Origin of the sequence: Actinophytocola gossypii (assembly GCF_025165815.1) — a bacterium.
Classification (GTDB): domain Bacteria; phylum Actinomycetota; class Actinomycetes; order Mycobacteriales; family Pseudonocardiaceae; genus Actinophytocola; species Actinophytocola gossypii.
Genome location: NZ_JAFFZE010000018.1, coordinates 51,667 through 71,914, shown reverse-complemented (window position 1 = coordinate 71,914; position 20,248 = coordinate 51,667). Strand labels below are relative to the sequence as shown.

Below are 20,248 nucleotides of genomic sequence, written 5' to 3'. Positions count from 1 at the left end.
CTCGGTCCCCGCCGCACGAAGAGGAAACGATGTCCCTCCTGCGCACGCTGGTCCCGCTCACCCTGCTGCTGACGATCGTCGGCTGCGGGGTCGACGAGCAGGCCGCCGACGCCCCGCCGGCGAACGAGACGCCGGCCGGCTCGGTGTTCCCGGTCTCGGTCGAGCACAAGTACGGCACGACCACGATCTCCGCCGAGCCGAAGCGGGTCGTCACGCTCGGCCTGTCCGACCACGACGCGGTGCTGGCGCTGGGGGTCAAGCCGGTCGGGGCGATCGACTGGTTCAAGGAGCGCCCGTACGGGCAGTGGCCGTGGACCAAGGAGCTCTGGGGCGAGGACCTGCCGGAGGTCGTCGGCGAGCGGGACGACTTCAACAAGGAGAAGATCCTCAACCTCAAGCCGGACCTGATCCTCGCGCTGTACTCGGGCATGTCCCGGGAGCAGTACGACGAGCTGTCCAAGATCGCGCCGGTGGTCGGGCAGCCCAAGGACTTCCCGGACTACGGCGCGCCGTGGCAGGAGATGACCAGGATGGCCGGGCAGGCGCTCGGCAGGGCCGACGAGGTCGAGGACCTGATCGCCGGCATCGACGACCGGTTCGCGGCCGTGCGCGAGGATCACCCGGAGTGGGCGGGGCGAACCGTCGCGGTGGTCGACCCGTTCCAACCGGGTCAGTACGCGGTGTTCCAGGAGACCGACCCGAAGGCGGTCTTCATGACCGAGATGGGCTTTGTGGTCCCGGACGCGATCAACGAGGCGGCCGGGGACAACAACGCCGCCGAGGTCTCCACCGAGCGCGGCGACCTGATCGACACCGATCTGCTGGTGTTCCTCACCGCCGACCCGACCGCCGAGCAGCGGGTCAGGGCCGATCCGGTGTTCCAGGGCCTCGCCGTGGCCAAGGAGGACCGGGCGATGTTCGTGCCCTACGCCGAACCGCCGATCGGGGCCGCGCTCTCGTTCAACACGGTGCTGAGCATCCCCTACGCCATCGACGAGTTCGTGCCGCTGCTCGACAAGTCGTGATGGGGCTGCCGCTCACCGGCGCCCAGGCCGGCGTCTGGTACGCACAACAACTCGAGCCAGACACGACCGCGTTCAACATCGCGGTCTACCTGGAGCTCCGCGGTCCGGTCGACCTCGACCGGCTGCTGGACTCGGTGGTCCGGACGCTGCGCGAGGCCGAGTGCCTGCACGTGCGGTTCGAGGTTCGGGACGGCGCGCCGGTCCAGGTCACGGCGCCCGCAAACGTTTCCGTCGAGGTGCTGGACCAGCCGTCGGAGGCCGACGCGCTGGCCTGGATCGCGCAGGACCGGGCGCGGCCGATGGACCTGGCTTCCGGTCCGCTGTACCGGCACGTGCTGATCCGGCTGCCCGGCGAGCGGGTGTGGTGGCACCAGCGGTACCACCACATCGTCATCGACGGGGTCGGGATCATGCTGCTGTGCCGGCGCGCGGCAGCGCTGTACGCCTCGGACGGCGCCGGTTCGCCGGACTGGACGCTGTCCCGGCTGGTCGACGGCGAAACCGAGTACCGGGCGAGCGCGGCTCATGACGCCGATCGGACCTACTGGCTGGCGCGGTTCGCGGACGCGCCCGCGCCGTCGCGGCTGCTGCCGAGGGCCGCGGCGCCGACGAGGCGGATCGAGCGGCGGCGGGTGCTGCTGGACGCGGCGCGGACCGCGCGGCTGCGGGAGTTCGCGGCGCGGGCGGGGGTGCGGCCGTCGCGGGTGCTGGTCGCGGCGGTGGCGGGTTACGTGCACCGGGCGACCGGCGACGACGACGTGGTGCTCGGCCTGCCGGTGACCGGACGGGTCGGTGCCGCGGCGTTCGGGGTGCCGGGGATGGCGTCGAACGTGCTGCCGCTGCGGGTTCGGGTGGACGCGGCGGCGCCGCTGTCCGCGCTGCTGGCCTCGGTGGCCGGCGAGGTGGCGGACGTGGTGGCGCACAACCGGTTCCGGGCCGAGGAGCTGGCCCGCGAGCTGGGTGCCGGCGAGGAGGTCGGCGGGCTGGTCGGGCCGACGGTGAACGTCATCGGGTACACCGGCGAGCTGGCCTTCGGCGACACGGCGACCATGTTGCACGACGTGTGGCCGGGTCCGGTCGGCGATCTCGCGGTGAACGTGATCGACCAGCCGGGCGGGGAGAGCCTGCTGGACCTGGACGCGGACGCGGCGGTGTGCGGGCAGGCGGAGCTGGCCGCGCACGAGCACGGACTGCTGGCGGTACTCGACGCGCTGGTGTCCACACCGGACGTGCCACTGCGGACGGTCGAGCTGGTGCCTTCCGACGAGCGTTCCCGAATCCTGGCGTTGGGTGACGATCCGGTGGACGCCGACGAGGTGACCTGGCCGGCGGCGTTCGAGCGGCACGTGCTGGCGACACCGGACGCGGTCGCGCTGGTGTGCGAGGACTCGGTGCTGACCTACGCGGAGCTGGACGCGGCGGCGAACCGGGTGGCGCGGCTGCTGGTCGAGCACGGCGTCGGGCCGGAGGACGTCGTGGCGGTGGCGTTGCCGAGGGCGCCGGTGCTGGTGGTGGCGCTGCTGGCGACGATGAAGGCGGGCGCGGCGTACCTGCCGCTGGACCTCGACCACCCGGCGGAACGACTGGCGTACATGGTGTCCGACGCCGGCGCGCGAGTGATCCTCACGAACTCGGACCTCGCCGGTGCGGTGCCCGGGCGGGCGGTGCTGCTGTACACGGTGGATTCGTCGCCTTGCCCACGTGTCGACATCTCGACTCCGCTGGACGCGGCGGCGTATGTGATCTACACGTCCGGGTCGACCGGGCGGCCCAAGGGGGTCGTGGTCACCCACGACGGGATCGGGAGCCTGGTCGCGACGGCGGTGCGGCGGCTCGGGGTGTCGGCGGAGAGCCGGGTGGCGCAGTTCGCTTCGGTGGGGTTCGACGTGGCCGTGTGGGATTTGTGCATGGCGCTCGGCACCGGTGCGCGGGTGGTGCTGGTTCCGGAGGAGCGCCGGGTCGCGGGGCCGGAGCTGACCGGGTACCTGGCCGAGCACGGGGCGACGCACATGATCCTGCCGCCGTCGCTGGTGGCCGCGCTGCCGCCGGAGTGCCGGCTGCCCGAGGGCGCGGTGCTGGTGGTGGGCACCGAGTCGGTGCCGGCGGAACTGGTGGCGCGCTGGGCGCCGACCCAGCGCGTGGTGGTCGCGTACGGGCTGACCGAGGCCACGGTGAACTCGACGCTGTGGCTCGCGGAGCCCGGCTGGTCGGGACCGGTGCCGATCGGCGGCCCGGACCCGAACACGCGGCTGTACGTGCTGGACGGCGCGCTGCGGCCGGTCGGGGTGGGGGTCGTCGGTGAGCTGTACGTCGGCGGGCGTGGGCTGGCGCGGGGGTACCGGGGGCGGCCCGGGCTGACCGCGGGGCGGTTCGTGGCCGACCCGTTCGGGCCGGCCGGGGCGCGGATGTACCGGACGGGCGACCGGGTGCGCTGGCGCGCGGACGGGAACCTGGAGTTCCTTGGGCGTTCGGACGCGCAGGTGCAGATCCGAGGGCACCGGGTGGAGCCGGGCGAGGTGGCGAGCGTGCTGCTGCGCCACCCGGACGTCCGGCAGGCCGCGGTGCTGGCGCGTACCGACCAGCGCGGGCGGCCGCGGCTGGTGGCGTACGTGGTCGGCGGGGAGCCGCGGGACGTGCGCGGGTACGCGGCGGAGCGGCTGCCGGAGTACCTGGTGCCGTCCGCGGTGGTCACAGTGGACGGTCGGCTTCCGTTGACACCCAACGGGAAGTTGGACGCGCGGGCGCTGCCCGACCCGGACTGGGCTGGGCTGGCCGGGGACGCGGCGCCGAGCACGGAGACCGAGCGGGTGCTGGCCGGGGTGTTCGCCGAGGTGCTGGAGCTGCCGTCGGTGGGGGTGCGGGACAGCTTCTTCGAGCTGGGCGGCGACAGCATCGTGGCGATCCAGCTGGTGACCCGGGCCCGCGCGGCCGGGCTGCGGGTGACCCCGCGTGCGGTGTTCCGGCTGCGCACGGTCGCGGCGCTCGCCGAGGTGGCGGAGCCGGTCGCGGTGGCCGCGCCCGCGGACGATCACGAGGCCGGTGTGCTGCCGGCGACGCCGTTGCAGGAGGGGTTCTTCTTCCACGCGCAGGACGCCGACGACGTGTACCTGGCCCAGCAGACGATCGAGCTGGTCGGCGAGGTCGACCCGGCCGCGTTGCGCCGGGCGGTGCAGGGGGTGGTGGACCGGCACGCGCCGCTGCGGGCGTCGTTCGGGCAGCGCGACGACGGGCGGGTCGAGCAGGTCATCGCCGAGCGGGTGACGGTGCCGTGGCGGGAGACCACCGGCGATCCGGTGCTGGTCGCGGCCGAGGAGCGCGCGGCCGGGACCGACCTGAGTCAGGCGCCGTTGCTGCGGGCAACGCTGGTCGTGGGCACGGGCCGGAGCCGGCTGGTGCTCACCATGCACCACATCGCCGCCGACGGCTGGTCGGGCGCGATCCTGCTGCGGGAGCTGCTCGCGCTCTACGCCCCGCACGGCGACCCGCCGGCCCTGCCGCCGGTCACCCCGTACCGGCGTTACCACGAGTGGCTCGCCGGCCTGGACCGGGACGCGGCCCGCGCGGCCTGGCGGGCCGAGCTGTCCGGGTTGGACGGTCCGACGCTGCTGCCCGGCACGCGGCCGGCCGGACGGCACGAGCCGGGGCGGGTGGATATCGAGCTGCCGGCGGAGCTGACCGCGCGGCTCGCCGGGCGGGCCCGTGCGCACGACCTGACCGTGAACACGCTGGTGCAGGGCGCGTGGGGGCTGCTGCTGGGCCGGCTCACCGGGCGGGCGGACGTGGTGTTCGGTACCACGGTGTCCGGCCGGTCGTCCGATGTGGACGGCGTGGAGTCGATGGTCGGGTTGTTCGCGAACACGCTGCCGGTCCGGATGCGGTGGGCGCCCGGGCAGCCGGTGGCCGAGGTGCTGGCGGCGTTGCAGGGCGCGCAGGCGGACCTGTCGGACCACCACTACCTGGGGCTCGGGGAGCTGCAGCGGATCGCGGGGCTGCCGGAGCTGTTCGACACGCTGGTGGTGTTCGAGAACTTCCCCGCTGGCGGGCGGCTGAGCGACCCGGCCGGCACGATCGAGGTCGGCGAGGTCACCGATGTCGGCGAGGGCCACTACCCGCTGGCGCTGGTGGTGTTCCCCGGCGAGTCCCTGCGGGTGCGGTTCGAGTACGACGCCGCGCGCCTGGACGACGCCCGGGTGCGGCGGATCGCCGAGTGGCTGACGCACCTGCTGTCCACTGTGGCCGCCGAGCCGAGGCGGCCGGTGGCGCACCTCGACCTGGCGGTGACCGAGCCGCTGGCCGGGCCCGAGCTGGCGGTGCCGCCGGTGACGGTCGCCGAGCTGGTCGCCGAGCGGGCGGCGCGGACCCCGGACGCGATCGCGGTCGTCGGCGACGAGCGGCTGACGTACCGCGAGCTGCTGGACTGGGCGGGGGCGGTCGCGCACCGGCTGGAGGCCGGACCGGGTGTCGTCGTGGCGGTGGCGGTGCCGCGGTCGGTGGAGCTGGTGGTGGCGCTGCTCGGCGTGCTGCGGGCGGGTGCGGTGTACCTGCCGGTGGACGTCGACTACCCGGCCGAGCGGCGGTCGCTGATGCTGGCCGACTCGGGGGCGGCGGCGGTGCTCACCGCCGAGGACGTGCGGGCGGCACGGGGCGGACCGGCCGGCGGGACACCGGTGTCGCCGGAGCACGTCGCGTACCTGATCTACACGTCCGGGTCGACCGGGCGGCCCAAGGGCGTTCCGGTGCCGCACCGGGCGATCGTCAACCAGCTGACCTGGCTGCGGCGGGAGTTCCCGCTCGGCGCGGACGACCGGGTGCTGCACCAGATCTCGGCGAGCTTCGACCCGGCGCTGCTGGAGATCCTGTGGCCGCTCACCTCGGGCGCCTCGGTCGTGCTCGCCGAGCGGGACGCGCACCGCGATCCGGCGCGGCTCGCGGCGACCATCCGCGAGCACGGTGTGACCACGCTGCTGACCGTGTCCGCGATGCTGCCGGCGCTGCTCGAGGCCGGGGTTGACCCGGCGCGGCTGCGGGTGTTCGGCGGCGGCGACGCGCTGCCGGCGGCGGTCGCCGACCGGTGGGGCGGGCCGCTTTCCAACGTGTACGGGCCGACCGAGGCCGCGGTGCAGGTCTCGTGGTGGCGCCACGACGGCACGGCGTCCGGCGGGACCGTGCCGATCGGGCTGCCGGTGGCCAACACCCGGCTGTACGTGCTGGACCACTACCTGCGGCCGACGCCTCCCGGGGAGCCGGGCGAGCTGTACGTGGCCGGTGCGCAGCTGGCCCTCGGCTACCACGACCGGCCGGGGCTCACCGCGAGCCGGTTCGTGGCCGATCCGTTCGGCGCGCCGGGTGAGCGGATGTACCGGACCGGTGACCTGGTTCGCCTGGACGGCGGCGCCCTGGTGTACCTGGGCCGGGCCGACCGGCAGGTCAAGATCCGGGGGAACCGGGTGGAGCTGGGTGAGGTCGAGGCCGCGCTGGCCTCGGCGCCCGGGGTCACCGGTGCGGCGGCACTGGCCCGCACCGACGGTCCGGGCGGCGCGCGGCTGGTCGGCTATGTCACCCCGGCCACCGCGGACACCGCGGCGGTGCTCGCCTGGCTCGCGGAACGGCTGCCGGCGCCGTTGGTCCCGGACACGCTGGTGGCGCTGGACGCCATGCCGGTGACGCCCAGCGGGAAGCTCGACCGGAACGCGCTGCCCGCGCCTTCGGTGCCACGCCCGCCCGTTCGGGACGCCGGCGGTGAGCGGGAACGGGTGCTGTGCGACGTGTTCGCCGAGGTGCTCAAGGTCGACCGGGTCGGCCCGGACGAGGACTTCTTCGCGCTCGGCGGCGACAGCATCCTGTCGATCAGCGTGTCGACCCGTGCCCGAGCGGCCGGGATCGAGCTGAGTCCCCGGGACGTGTTCACCCACCGCACGCCGGCCGCGCTGGCCGCCCTGTCCCCCGCGCCCGCGCCGATCGCCGACGAGGACGGTGTCGGGGACATCCCGCCGCTGCCGGTGGTGCACCACCTGCGGGAGCGCGGCGGGCCGATCGGGCGGTTCACGCTGCCGATGCTGGTACGGACCCCGGCTGGCGCCACCGTCGAGGGGATCACCCGCACGCTCCGGGCGGTGCTGGACCGGCACGACGGGCTGCGGCAGCGGCTCGTGCGGGTCACGCCGGAGCTGTGGTCCCTGGAGTCCCTGCCCGACGCCGAGATCACGCCGCGCCGGGTGCCGGCGACCGCGGACCTCGCGGCGGAGGCCGACGCCGCGGCCGACCGGCTCGACCCGGAGGCCGGTGTGGTGCTCCAGGCCGTCTGGTTCGACGCGGGCACGGAGCCGGGCCGGCTGCTGCTGGTCGCGCACCACCTGGTGGTCGACGGCGTGTCCTGGCGGATCCTGTTCGGCGACCTGGCCGCCGCGTGGGCCGGGGAGGAACTGGCCCCGGTCGGCACGTCGCTGCGGCGGTTCGCCCGTGACCTGGTCGCGCAGGCGCACGCCCCGCACCGGTTGGCCGAGCTGCCGCACTGGACCGAGACCCTCGCCCCCGGGGCCGACCTCGTACCCGACACGCGACCCGGAGTGGTGCGCGACAGCCGGAGCCGCGTCGTCGAGCTGTCCGTCGCCGACACCGAGGCCCTGCTCCGGGAGCCGACCGAGCTGCTGATCACCGCGCTGCGGGTCGCGGTCACCCGTTGGGGGTCGGACCGAGACCTGCTGGTGGACGTCGAGCGGCACGGCCGGGAGGGCGACCACGACCTGTCCCGCACGGTCGGCTGGTTCACCAGCGTCCAGCCGGTGCGTCTCGCGTCCACGCCGGATCTCGGCGCGCAGCGGCGGCTCGTGCGGCGGGCGCTGCGGGCGGCCCCGGACCACGGGCTCGGGCACGGCCTGCTGCGCCACCTGAACGCGCAGACCGCGCCGCTGCTCGCGGGTGCGTCGCGGGCGCAGGTGCTGGTCAACTACTTCGGCCGGTTCCCCGCCGCCGAGGACCAGGACTGGGCGCCCGCGCCGGAGGGGTTGGCGATCGCCCCGGACGGCGACCTCGGCATGTCGCACCTGCTGGAGCTGAACGCGCTGTGCGCGCAGACCCCGGACGGGCCTCGGCTGCGGGCCGCGTGGACGTGGGATGGCGGGCGGCTCGACGACGCCGACGTGCACGCGATCGTCGACCACTGGCTGGCCGCGCTGGATGAGCTGGGGTCGCTGGTGCCGCTCGACCGGGACACCGTCGAGCGGGTGCGCGCCCTGGCCGGGCAGCCGGTCGAGGACATCTGGCCGCTGTCGCCGCTGCAGGAGGGTCTGCTCTTCCACGCCAGCTACGACACCGCCGAACTGGACGTCTACACCGCACAGGGCGCGCTGGACCTGGACCACCGGCTCGACGTCGACGCGCTGCGGGCCGCGGCGGCGGCGCTGGTGGCCCGCAACCCGAGCCTGCGGGCGGGGTTCACCAGCGACGGCGTGCCGGTGCCGGTCCAGTTCGTGGCCGCCGCGCCCGAGGTGCCGGTCGAGGTCGTGGACCTGACCGGCGAGCCGGACCAGGCGACCCGGGCCGAGGAGGTCGCCGCCGCGGACCGTGCCCGGCGGTTCGACCTCGCGGCCCCGCCGCTGTTCCGGATGACCGTGATCCGGCTCGACGGCGGTGACCGGCTGCTCACCACCCACCACCTGATCCTGTGGGACGGCTGGTCGCAGAGCCACTTCCTGGACCAGCTGCTGTCCCTGTACGACCGCGGCGGCGACCCGACCGGGCTGCCGGAACCCGGTTCGTACCGCGACTACCTCGTCTGGCTGTCCACTCAGGACACCGATGCGGCGCGGGCGGCGTGGCGGGCCCCGCTCGCCGGGCTCGCCGAGCCGACCCTGGTCGGCCGGGCGGACCTGGCGATGCGGCCGGTGATCCCGCGCCGCCAGCTGGCCGAGCTGGACGCCGGCCGGCTGCGGGACGCGGCCCGGCACGCCGGGGTGACGCTGAACGCGCTGCTCAACGCGGCGTGGGCGTTGGTGCTGGCTGGTACGACCGGGCGCGGCGACGTCGTGTTCGGCAGCACGGTCGCCGGACGACCGCCCGAGGTGCCCGATGTGGACAGTGCGATCGGGTTGTTCCTCAACACGGTTCCGGTCCGGGTCACGCTCGATCCACACGAGACGGTCGCCGGGCTGGTGCGGCGCGTGCACGACCAGCGGACCGCGCTGATGCCGCACGAGTACCTCGGGCTGGGTGAGCTGCAACAGCTGGCCGGGCACCCGGTGCTGTTCGACACGCTGTACGTGCTGCAGAACTTCGTCGACGCCGACGCGTTCACCGCGCTGCGCGACCGGCACGGCATCACCGCGATGACCGGCGTGGACGCCACGCACTACCCGCTGACCCTGGTCGTCACGCCGGGCCAGACCCTGACGGTCAAGCTGGAGTACCGCCCGGACGTGTTCGACGACGACACCGCGGCCGGCTACCTGACCCGCTTCACCGCGCTGCTCGACCGGCTCGTCGAGGACCAGGCGGCGCGGGTGGGCGAGCTGGACCTGTTGCTGCCGGCGGAAAAGGCTCTCCTGGCCGCCGAGTGGGAGGCGAACCGGCATCCGGTGCCGGAGACGACCGTCGCCGAGATGCTGGCCGCGCAGGCCGCCCGCACGCCGGACGAGGTCGCGTTGGTGTTCGGTGACGTCAGGCTGACCTACGCGGAGCTGGACTCCCGGATCAACCGGCTGGCCCGGCTGCTGCTGACTCGGGGCGCGGCGCCGGAGACCGTGGTGGCGCTGGCGTTGCCTCGGTCGATCGAGATGGTCGTGGCACTGTTCGCGGTGCTGCGCACGGGTGCGGCGTACCTGCCGCTGGACCTGGACCATCCGGTGGAGCGGCTGCGGCTGATGGTCGACGACACCGCACCGGTGTGCCTGCTGTCAATGTCCACTGTGGACCCGGCGCTGTCGGGGGACGCGGTGCGGCTGGACGAGGTCGACCTGGAGTCGTTGCCGGGTGGGGAGATCACCGAGCGGTTCTCCCTGGACCACCCGGCGTACGTGATCTACACGTCCGGGTCGACCGGGCGACCGAAGGGCGTGGTCACCCCGTACCGCGGGCTGACGAACATGCAGCTGAACCACCGCGCGGAGATCTTCGGGCCGACGGTCGCGGCCGCGGGGCGACGGCTGCGGATCGCGCACACCGTGTCGTTCGCGTTCGACATGTCGTGGGAGGAGCTGCTGTGGCTCGTCGAGGGCCACGAGGTGCACGTCTGCGACGAGGAGCTGCGCCGGGACGCGACCGCGCTGGTCGACTACTGCGCGGAACACCGGATCGACGTCGTCAACGTCACGCCCACGTACGCGCAGCTGCTGTTCGAGGAGGGCCTGCTCGAAGGGCACGTGCCGCCGCTGGTGCTGCTCGGCGGCGAGGCGGTGCCGGAGGCGGTGTGGCGGCGGCTCCGCGACACGCGCGGCACCCACGGCTACAACCTGTACGGGCCGACCGAGTACACCATCAACACCCTCGGTGCGTCCACTGAGGACTCCGACTCGCCCACGGTCGGCCGGCCGATCTGGAACACCCGGGGCTACGTGCTGGACGCCCGGCTGCGCCCGGTGCCGCCGGGTGCGCCCGGTGAGCTGTACATCGCCGGCATCGGCCTGGCCCGCGGCTACCACGACCGGCCGGGGCTGACCGCGGGCCGGTTCGTCGCCGACCCGTTCGGGACGCCCGGCGACCGCATGTACCGCACCGGCGACCTGGTGCGGCGCCGGCCGGACGGGAACCTGGACTTCCTCGGCCGCACCGACGACCAGGTGAAGATCCGCGGCTACCGGGTGGAGCTGGGCGAGGTCGAGGCCGTGCTGGCCGCGCACCCCGAGGTCACCCAGGCCGCGGTCGTCGCGGTCGACGCGGGTGCCTCCAAACGGCTGGTCGCCTACGTCGTGCCCGGCGGGGACGGCCTGCGCGAGTACCTGAGGGAACGGCTGCCGGACTACATGGTGCCGGCCGCGGTCGTGCCGGTGGACCACCTGCCGCTGACCGTCAACGGCAAGCTCGACGTGCGCGCGCTGCCGGCCCCGTCACTCGACCCGGCCCGGGGTCGGGCGGCGTCCACCCGCACCGAGGAGGTGCTGTGCTGGCTGTTCGCCGAGGTGCTCGGCGTGCCGGCGGTCGGGGTGGACGACGGGTTCTTCGAGCTGGGCGGGCACTCGCTGCTCGCCACCCGCCTGGTCAGCCGGGCGCGCTCGGCCCTGGACGTCGACCTGGCGATCCGGGACCTGTTCGAGGCGCCGACCGTCGCCGAACTGGCCGCGCGGGTCGACGCGGCCGGGGCGGCGTCCCGGCCGCCGCTGGTCCCGGTGGAGCGGCCGGCGGAGGTGCCGCTGTCCCATGCGCAGCAACGGCTCTGGGTCATCCAACAGCTGGAGGGCGGGGGCGCGGCCTACAACTTCCCGCTGGTGTTCCGGCTGCGCGGTCGGCTCGACCTCGACGCGTGGCGCGCCGCGCTCGCCGACGTCGTGGCCCGGCACGAGGCCCTGCGGACGGTGTTCGTCGACCGGGACGGCACGCCGTACCAGCGGGTCCTGGCCGACCCTGCGGTCCCGGTCGAGGTCGTCGCCGACCTCGACGTCCAGGCCGAGGTGGAACGCCCGTTCGACCTGGCCACCGAGCTGCCGCTGCGGGTCACGGTCGGCCGGGTGTCCGAGGTGGAGCACGTGGTCGTGGTCCTGTTGCACCACATCACCACCGACGAGTGGTCCGACCGCCCGTTCCTGCGTGACCTCGCGGCCGCCTACCGGACCCGTCTCACCGGTGCCGCCCCGGACTGGGCACCGCTGCCCGTGCAGTACGCCGACTACACGCTCTGGCAACGCCGCCTGCTCGGCGACCTGGCGGGCCAGCAGCTGGACCACTGGCAGCGCGTGCTCGACGGCGCGCCCCGCGAGCTGGACCTGCCGACCGACCGGCCGCGCCCGGCCCGCCCGTCCTTCCGGGGCGCGGAGGAGCTGGTCACGCTGCCGCCCGAGGTGAGCGAGGGCCTGCGCGACCTGTCCGCCGAGACCGGCGCGAGCATGTTCATGCTGCTGCACGCGGGGGTCGCGGCGCTGCTGCACCGGGTCGGAGCGGGTGCGGACCTTCCGCTCGGGGCGCCGATCGCCGGCCGGGTGGACGGCGCGCTGGACGAGCTGGTCGGGTTCTTCGTGAACACGCTGGTGCTGCGCACTCCCGTGTCCGGCGCGGAGTCGTTCGCCGAGCTGGTGGCGACGGTGAAGGACGTCGACCTGGCCGCGTTCTCGCACGCGGACGTGCCGTTCGAGGCGGTGGTGGAGCGGCTCAACCCGGAGCGCTCGCTGTCGCGCAACCCGCTGTTCCAGGTGATGGTCGGCTACCACAACGTCGGTTCCGAGTGGTTGGAGCTGCCCGGCCTGACCGCGGAGCCGGTGGCCTTCGACAGCCACACCGCGAAGTTCGACCTGGTGTTCAGCTTCGCCGAGCACACCGCGAGCGGGCGGGTCGAGTGCCGCCTGGAGTACGCGACCGACCTGTTCGACGCCTCGACCGTGGCCGCTCTAGGCTCCCGGCTGGTCACCCTACTGGCCGCCGTGGTCGCCGACCCGGCCGCGCCGTTGTCCGCTGTGGACCTTCGGACGGCGGCCGAGCGGCACGACGTGGTGGTCGGCTTCAACGACACCGACCGCGTGGTGCCCGAGCTGACCATGCCGGAGCTGTTCGCCCGCCGCGTGGCGGCGAAACCGGACGCCGAGGGGGTCGTGGACGGTTCGCTCAGCTGGACCTACGCGGAGCTGGACGCCCGTTCGAACCGGATCGCTTCTTTGCTGCTGCGGCACGGGATCGGGCCGGAGGACGTGGTCGGCGTGGCCGTACCCCGGTCGGCGGAGCTGGTGGCCGCGGTGCTGGCGGTGGTGAAGCTGGGGGCGGCATACCTGCCGCTGGACCTGAGTCATCCGGCGGACCGGATCGCCTACCAGCTCGAGGACGCCGGCGCCCGTCTGGTGCTCGCGACCGAGCCGGTGACCGGGAAGATCCCGGAGACCGGCGTGCCACGAATCCTGCTGGACACCGTTCCACTGGACGAGCTCGAACCGTCCACACCGGAAAACGGACCGTTCGGTTTGTACTCGGCCGCGTACGTGATCTACACGTCCGGCTCCACCGGGCGCCCCAAGGGCGTCGTGGTCCCGCACGACGGCATCGCCTCGCTGGCCGCGACCGCCGTGGACCGGATGCGCCTGCGCGAGGACAGCCGGGTGCTGCAGTACGCGTCGATCGGCTTCGACGTCGCCGTGTTCGAGCTGACCATGGCCCTGTGCGTCGGCGGCACGCTCGTGCTGGCGCCGGAGGAGGTGCGGACCGCGGGCCGCGCGCTGTCGGAGTTCCTGGAGCGCCAACGGATCACGCACCTGATCCTGCCGCCGTCACTGGTGTCCGCGCTGCCCGCCGACTGCACGCTGCCGGCCGGCGCGACGATCCTGGTCGGCACGGAGACGGTGCCGCCGGACCTGATCGGCCGCTGGGCGGGCCGGCTGAACGTGCTGGCCGCGTACGGTCTGACCGAGGCGACGGTGAACTCCACCCTCTGGCAGGCCGACCCCGGCTGGGCGGGCCAGGTGCCGATCGGCGTGCCGGACCCGAACACCCGGGTGTACGTGCTGGACGAGACGCTCCGCCCGGTGCCGCCGGGGGTGATCGGCGAGCTGTACGTCGCCGGCCGCGGCTTGGCGCGCGGGTACCTGGGCCGCCCCGCCATGACCGCCGGCCGGTTCGTCGCCAACCCGTTCGGTCCGCCGGGCAGCCGCATGTACCGCACCGGCGACCGGGCCCGCTGGCGCCGCGACGGCGTCCTGGACTTCTACGGCCGCTCCGACGACCAGGTGAAGATCCGCGGCTTCCGGGTGGAGCTCGGCGAGATCGAGGCCACCCTGGCCCGGCACCCGTCCGTCCGCCAGGCAGCCGTGGTCGTCGACGGTGCGCGCCTGGTCGCCTACGCCACCGGCCTGGTCGACCCGGTGGAGCTGCGCGCGTACCTGGCGGAGTTCCTGCCAGAACACATGGTGCCGACCACGGTGGTGCCCCTCGACGGCCCACTCCCGTTGACCCCCAACGGAAAGCTCGACCGCCGCGCGCTGCCGGCCGTCGACTGGTCCGCCCTGACCGGCTCGGAACGTCCGACCACGCCCGAGGAGCGCCGGCTCGCCGCCGTGTTCGCCGAGGTGCTCGACCTCCCCGAGGTCGGCGTGCACGACAACTTCTTCGCCCTGGGCGGCCACTCCATGGCCGCGATGCGCCTGTGCGCGCGGGTCCGCGCCACGTTCGCCGTGGACCTGGCGATCCGCGACGTCTTCGACGCCCCCACCGTCGCCACCCTCGCCGGCCGCATCGCCGGTGCCGCCGCGGCGCGCCCCACCCTGACACCTCGCGTGCACGACGCCCCCGTCCCCGCGGCCCCCGTACAACGCAACCAGCTCGCCCACACCACCCCCGACCACGTCTTCGCCATCCCCCTACCCGACGCGGACCTCGACGCCCTGACCGCCGCCATCGACGATGTCGTCACCCGCCACGAGCCCCTCCGGACGCTCGTCGGCACTCACCTGACCCCGGCCACCCCGCCCAGGTTGGTCCACGACACCCCACCGTCAACCCCGCTGGACCCCGCCGTCGAGCCCCCGTTCCGCGCACACTGGCTGGCCGACACCGCGACCCTGGTGCTCACCATGCACTACGCCGCCGTGGACGAGTGGTCGGTGGTGCCCCTGTTCACCGACCTCGCCCACGCCTACGAATCCCGCCGCGCCGGCCAGCCTCCACAATGGACCCCACTCCCGGTGACGTACGCCGACTACGCCGCCTGGTCGACCGACCTACTCGCCACCGACGGCGACCGTCGACGCGCGTACTGGCAGGCACGCCTGGCCGACCTCCCCCACCTGCACCTCCCCACCGACCGCGAGGTCGACGAGGTCAGCGACGCCGCCGACTTCGCCCCCCTGGTCATCGAGGAGCCCCTGCGCCGTCGCCTCGACGAGGTGGCGTCGAGAACCGGAACGAGCCTGTTCATGGTGCTCCAGGCCGCGTTCGCCCGCCTGCTCACCCGGCACGGCGCAGGCACCGACCTGCCCATCGGCACCCTGGTGGCCGGCCGAACCGAGGAGTCCCTGACCGCCCTGGTCGGCTGCTTCGCGAACACGGTGATCCTCCGCACCGACACGTCCGGCGATCCGTCGTTCCCCGAGCTGCTGACCCGGATCCGGGAGACCACACTGGACGCCCTGGACCACCAGAACGTCCCGTTGGCCGACCTGCTCCCCACTCCCCCGCAGGTAATGCTGATCCACCACGAGAAGGCGACCCTGTCCGTTCCCGGCACGGCGATCCCCACCGGCGTGACGAGAGCCGACCTCACCCTCTCCTGCTACGAGCCGGCGGGCGAGGGCTCGGTCGACTGCTACCTGCACTACCGAACGGACCTGTTCACCCGCACCAGAATCGAGTCCCTGCTCACCGACCTGCGCACGATCCTCACCCAAGCTCCGGAGGAGTGACATGACCAACCCGTTCGACGACCAGGACGGCCCGTTCTACGTCCTCGTCAACCACGAGGAACAGCACTCACTGTGGCCCAGCTTCGCCCAGGTACCCGCCGGCTGGCGCATCGTCCACGGCCCGGAACCACGCGACGCCTGCGTGTCCTACGTAGAGCAACACTGGACCGACCTCCGCCCCAAGTCCCTCCTCGAACGCATGGGCGGCTGACAAGGTGTTCAGCGAGCCCTGAATCGGCCTGTCGCCGGTGCCCGATCACCAGTTGCCGACCCGCCGGCACGCGCAGACCCAGATGGTCCGGCGAACCACCGGCTCCAGTCCGCCTCGAACTTCTCGATCGCACCGACCAGCCGGCCGATCAGGTCTTCGTCGTAGTGAGGATGTCGACCTCCGGGTTTGACGGCCTCGTCCGGATGCCAGTAGTGAGTCTGCAGCGCCTTCGCCCACGACACCGCCTGCGCCACGACATCGAGTCGCCGCAGGTGAACGAACTTGAGCCGCCCGGACCGGGCGCTCAACAGGTCGAGGTCGGCCACCGCTGATCCAGCGTCCTCGGCGAGGTCCCCGATCAGTTTCGGCAGCGTCTCGGCCATGATCCCGTCCACCTGCCGACGCCAACCAAGCGCCACGCCGAACCCAACCGGATATCCGCGAGACGATCCTCGTCCGAGGCTACGCCGGGTGCGAGGTCAGGTAGCCGCCCATCGTGCGGAAGTAGTCCGTAGCGGGTAGTTCCGTGCCGTCATCGAGGCGTACTCGCTGGACCAGGAGGGCGTGGTTGCGGCCGAACCTGGCATCCGCGCCGGCCACGATCGCCACTCCGTCGCCCTCCCGGATGAAGATCCGGCCCGGCGTGCCCCCGTACCGCGACTCCGACACCGCCGCCGACACGATCCGCAGCCGCGTCTCCCCGTGGTAGCAGAACGCGTTCGGGTACGGGTCCGACTGCGCCCGCACCAACCGGTCCAGGTCCGCGGCCGGCCAACCGAAGTCGATCCGGCTGTCCTCAATGGACCGCTTGTGGAAGAAGCTCGCCCGCGTCCGGTCCTGGGGCACGAAGTCCCGCCTGCCGGCCGCGATCAGCGCCAGCGCGTCCGTCACGATCGGGCCGATCAGGTCGACCGTCCGGTGGAACAGGTCCGTCGCCGTGTCCCTGGGACCCACCTGGACCGCGCGTTGGAGCACGATGTCCCCCGCGTCCAGCGTCTCGTTCATCATGTGCGCGGTCACGCCGACCTCGGACTCCCCGTTGATCAGCGCCCAGATCACCGGGGCGAACCCGGCGTACGCGGGCAGCAGCGAGTCGTGCACGTTGAGGGTCCCCAGGCGCGGCAGGTCGAAGATGTGCGGCGGGATCCATGTCCGCCAGTTGTTCGCCACGATGATGTCCGGGTCGGCGTCCTTGAGCGCGCGCACCACGTCCTCGTCCGGCCGGTTGCGCAGCAGCACCGGCACCCCGTTCGCCTCCGCCAACTCCGCCACCGAGTCGCCCCAGATCGACTCGTACGCGTGGTTCGAGGCCGGGTGCGTGACCGCGAGCGCGACCTCGTGCTCCGACGCGAGCAGCGCCTCGAGCGTCCGGTACCCCCAGGTCTGGTACCCGAACAGAACCACGCGCATGTCCACTCCTCTACCGCCGACTGTGACCTGTAACGCAGGTGAAGCGAGCCTACCCTTACTGTAACCGATTAGGTTAGGCTTACCTCCGCAGTAGCCGAGGGAAGGACGGTAATGCCAGAGCAACCCCCCGACGCGAGCCCGGTGTACGACCTGATCGGGATCGGCTTCGGACCCTCGAACCTGGCTCTGGCGATCGCGATCGCTGAGCAGAACGACCAGACCGACGCCCTGTTCCTCGAGAAGCAGGAGCGGTTCGGCTGGCACCGCGGCATGCTCATCGACGACGCCACCATGCAGGTCTCGTTCCTCAAGGACCTCGTCACCATGCGGAACCCGACCAGCGGGTTCAGCTTCCTGTCCTACCTGCACAGTTCGAACCGGCTCATGGACTTCATCAACCAGAAGTCCCTGTTCCCGCTGCGGGTCGAGTTCCACGACTACCTGGAGTGGGCCGCCGCCCGCGTCGCCGACTCCGTGCGCTACCAGCGCGAGGTCATCGCGGTCGACCCGGTCACCGAGGCCGGCGACGTCACCGCCTTCGACGTGATCGCCCGGCACGGCGCCGACACCACGACCTACCGCGCCCGCAACCTCGTCTTCGGCCTCGGGCTCGAACCGCACCTGCCCGACGGCGCGACGCCGTCCGAACGGGTGTGGCACAACCGCGACCTGCTGGCCCGCGTCGAGCAGCTGACCACGCCACCCCGCCGGGTCGCGGTCGTCGGCGCCGGCCAGAGCGCCGCCGAGGTCACCAAGTTCCTGCACGACCGCTTCCCGGACACCGAGGTCTGCGGCGTGTTCTCCCGGTACGGCTACAGCCCGTCGGACGACTCGCCGTTCGCCAACCGGGTGTTCGACCCGGACGCGGTGGACCACTTCTACGCCGCGCCGGAGCACGTCAAGGAGATGCTGCTCGACTACCACGGCAACACGAACTACTCGGTCGTCGACACCGACCTCATCGAGGAGCTGTACCGCCGCACCTACCAGGAGAAGGTGCTCGGCACCCCACGCCTGCGGCTGTTCAACGTCTCCCGGGTGGCCGAGGCCGTGGAGACCGGCGACGGCGTGCGCGCCACCGTCGAGTCGCTGACCACGCACGAGAAGACCGTGCTCGACTGCGACGTGCTGGTCTACGCCACCGGCTACCGCCCGGCCGACCCGCTGCGCCTGCTCGGCGACCTCGGCGCGCTGTGCCACCGCGACGACCAGGACCGGCCGGTCGTGGCCCGCGACTACCGCGTCCGCACCGATCCCGAGCTGCGGGCCGGCCTGTACCTGCAGGGCGGCACCGAGCACACGCACGGCATCTCGTCGTCCCTGCTGTCCACCACCGCCGTCCGCGCCGGGCAGATCCTGCGCTCGATCAGCGACCGGCGTGCCGCCCCCCTCGTCCACAGCGGTTGGAGCCTTCCGTGAGCCAGTCCTACACCCTCTTCCGCGCCGAGGTGGTCGCCGTCCGGCAGCTCACCCCGCACCTGCGGCGGTTCACCCTCGCCGGGCCCGACCTCGCCCGCTGCGTCAGCGGCGGCTTCGACCAGCGGATCAAGCTGTTCTTCCCGCTCCCCGGGCAGACCGAGCCGGTGGTGCCCGACGGCGAGGACTGGTACGCCGAGTACCGCGCGATGCCCCTCGACGAGCGGGCTTTCATGCGCACCTACACGATCCGGTACCTGCGTCCCGAAGTCGGCGAACTGGACGTCGACATCGTGCTGCACGGTGACACCGGTCCAGGCTCCACCTGGGCCGGCGCGGCGAGGCCGGGTGACCGGGTGGCGGTCCTCGGGCCGAACGCCGGGCACACCCCGATCCTCGGCTACGAGTTCAAGCCGCCGGAGGACACCGACTGGCTGCTGCTGGCCGGCGACGACACCGCGCTGCCGGCGATCTGCGCCATCCTGGAGGCCCAGCCGGCCGGCCGCGAGGTGCTGGCGTTCGCCGAGGTGGGCTCGGCGGCGGAGATGCTGCCGGTGGAGTCGGCCGCGGACGTGCGGATGACCTGGCTGTGCCGGGGCGGGCGCTCGGGGCTGCTGCGCGAGGCCGTGCGGCGCACCGAGTTCCCCGACGGGAAGCCGTACGTGTGGATCGCGGGCGAGTCGAGTGCGGTCACCGACCTGCGCCGGTACCTGGTCAACGAGCGGGAGATCGAGAAGGAGCTGATCTACTTCGCTGGGTACTGGCTGCTGGGCAGCGCCCTGGAGTAAGCATGGGCGGGTGGACGACTACGCGACTCAGTACCCCAGCCTGCGCTTCCAGGACCTCGGCGACGGGATCCTCGAGGTAGCCATGTCCGCGCCCGGCCGGCTCAACGCCGTCGGGCACCAGGGCCACCGCGACCTGGCCGGCGTCTGGCAGACCGTCGACCGGGACCCCGACGTGCGGGTGGCGATCATCCGCGGCTCGGACGGCGTGTTCTCCGCCGGCGGCGACCTCGACCTGGTCTCGGACATGGCCGACGACTTCGCGGTCCGGATCCGCGTGCTGCGCGAGGCCCGTGACCTGGTCTACAACGTCATCAACTGCGCGAAGCCGATCGTGTCCGCGATGGAGGGTCCGGCGGTGGGCGCGGGACTGGTCGCCGGGCTGCTCGCCGACGTGTCGATCGCCGCGACCGACGCTCGCATCATCGACGGGCACACCAAGCTCGGCGTGGCCGCCGGCGACCACGCGGCGATCGTGTGGCCGCTGCTGTGCGGGATGGCCAAGGCGAAGTACCACCTGCTGACCTGCGAACCGCTGTCCGGCGCGGAGGCCGAGCGGATCGGGTTGGTGTCGCTGTGCGTCGAGCAGTCCGAGCTGCACGCGACCGCGCTCAAGGTCGCCCGCCGGCTCGCGTCCGGGTCCCAGTCGGCGGTGCGGTTCACGAAGTACGCGCTGAACAACTGGCTGCGGCAGGCCGGGCCGATCTTCGACGCGTCGCTGGGGTTGGAGTTCCTCGGGTTCGACGGCCCGGACGTGCGCGAAGGTGTGGCCGCGCTCCGGGAGAAGCGCCGCCCGGACTTCTCCGGGCCAACCTCGGAGTAATCGTGCGCCAGGCCGTAGTACACCTGCTATCGTCCGTCCGACACATTCGATAG

The 20,248-nt window shown here is 73.1% G+C and carries 8 protein-coding genes; 6 read left to right on the top strand and 2 right to left on the bottom strand.

Annotation, left to right across the window (positions count from 1 at the left end):
• Nucleotides 1–29 precede the first annotated feature (29 nt).
• The 3 genes from JT362_RS25250 to JT362_RS25240 are packed head-to-tail and all read left to right on the top strand — an operon-like array spanning nt 30 to nt 15,761.
• A complete protein-coding gene (locus JT362_RS25250; protein ID WP_260194217.1) occupies nt 30–1,025 on the top strand; it encodes an iron-siderophore ABC transporter substrate-binding protein in 996 nt (331 codons plus the stop codon).
• The gene (locus JT362_RS25245) at nt 1,025–15,550 is read left to right on the top strand and encodes a non-ribosomal peptide synthetase (protein ID WP_260194216.1); all 14,526 of its coding nucleotides are present in this window, start codon (nt 1,025–1,027) and stop codon (nt 15,548–15,550) included. The genes JT362_RS25250 and JT362_RS25245 overlap by 1 nt, the downstream gene beginning before the upstream one ends.
• Before the next feature lies 1 nt (nt 15,551).
• Entirely contained in the window at nt 15,552–15,761 is a 210-nt protein-coding gene (locus JT362_RS25240; protein WP_260194215.1) for an MbtH family protein, read from the top strand.
• An 8-nt stretch (nt 15,762–15,769) separates the two neighbouring features.
• Here JT362_RS25240 and JT362_RS25235 read toward each other — a convergent pair whose 3' ends face one another.
• Nucleotides 15,770–16,144, bottom strand: coding sequence for a Stf0 family sulfotransferase (locus tag JT362_RS25235; RefSeq protein WP_260194214.1), 375 nt, complete (start codon nt 16,142–16,144; stop codon nt 15,770–15,772).
• Nucleotides 16,145–16,223: 79 nt separating this feature from the next.
• Nucleotides 16,224–17,171: a methionyl-tRNA formyltransferase gene (locus JT362_RS25230; RefSeq protein WP_260194213.1), complete on the bottom strand. Its 948-nt coding sequence runs from the start codon at nt 17,169–17,171 to the stop codon at nt 16,224–16,226.
• A 111-nt stretch (nt 17,172–17,282) separates the two neighbouring features.
• Between JT362_RS25230 and JT362_RS25225 the strand changes: the two genes are divergently transcribed.
• From JT362_RS25225 to JT362_RS25215, 3 genes are read left to right on the top strand one after another with little or no spacing between them, the layout of a single operon-like run.
• On the top strand, nt 17,283–18,590 hold the full coding sequence (locus JT362_RS25225; RefSeq protein WP_260194212.1) for a lysine N(6)-hydroxylase/L-ornithine N(5)-oxygenase family protein: 1,308 nt from the start codon (nt 17,283–17,285) through the stop codon (nt 18,588–18,590).
• Complete coding sequence (locus tag JT362_RS25220) at nt 18,587–19,375, top strand: siderophore-interacting protein (RefSeq protein WP_260194211.1); 789 nt, start codon at nt 18,587–18,589, stop codon at nt 19,373–19,375. The genes JT362_RS25225 and JT362_RS25220 overlap by 4 nt, the downstream gene beginning before the upstream one ends.
• A gap of 10 nt (nt 19,376–19,385) precedes the next feature.
• A complete protein-coding gene (locus JT362_RS25215) occupies nt 19,386–20,195 on the top strand; it encodes an enoyl-CoA hydratase/isomerase family protein (RefSeq protein ID WP_260194210.1) in 810 nt (269 codons plus the stop codon).
• Nucleotides 20,196–20,248 lie beyond the last annotated feature (53 nt).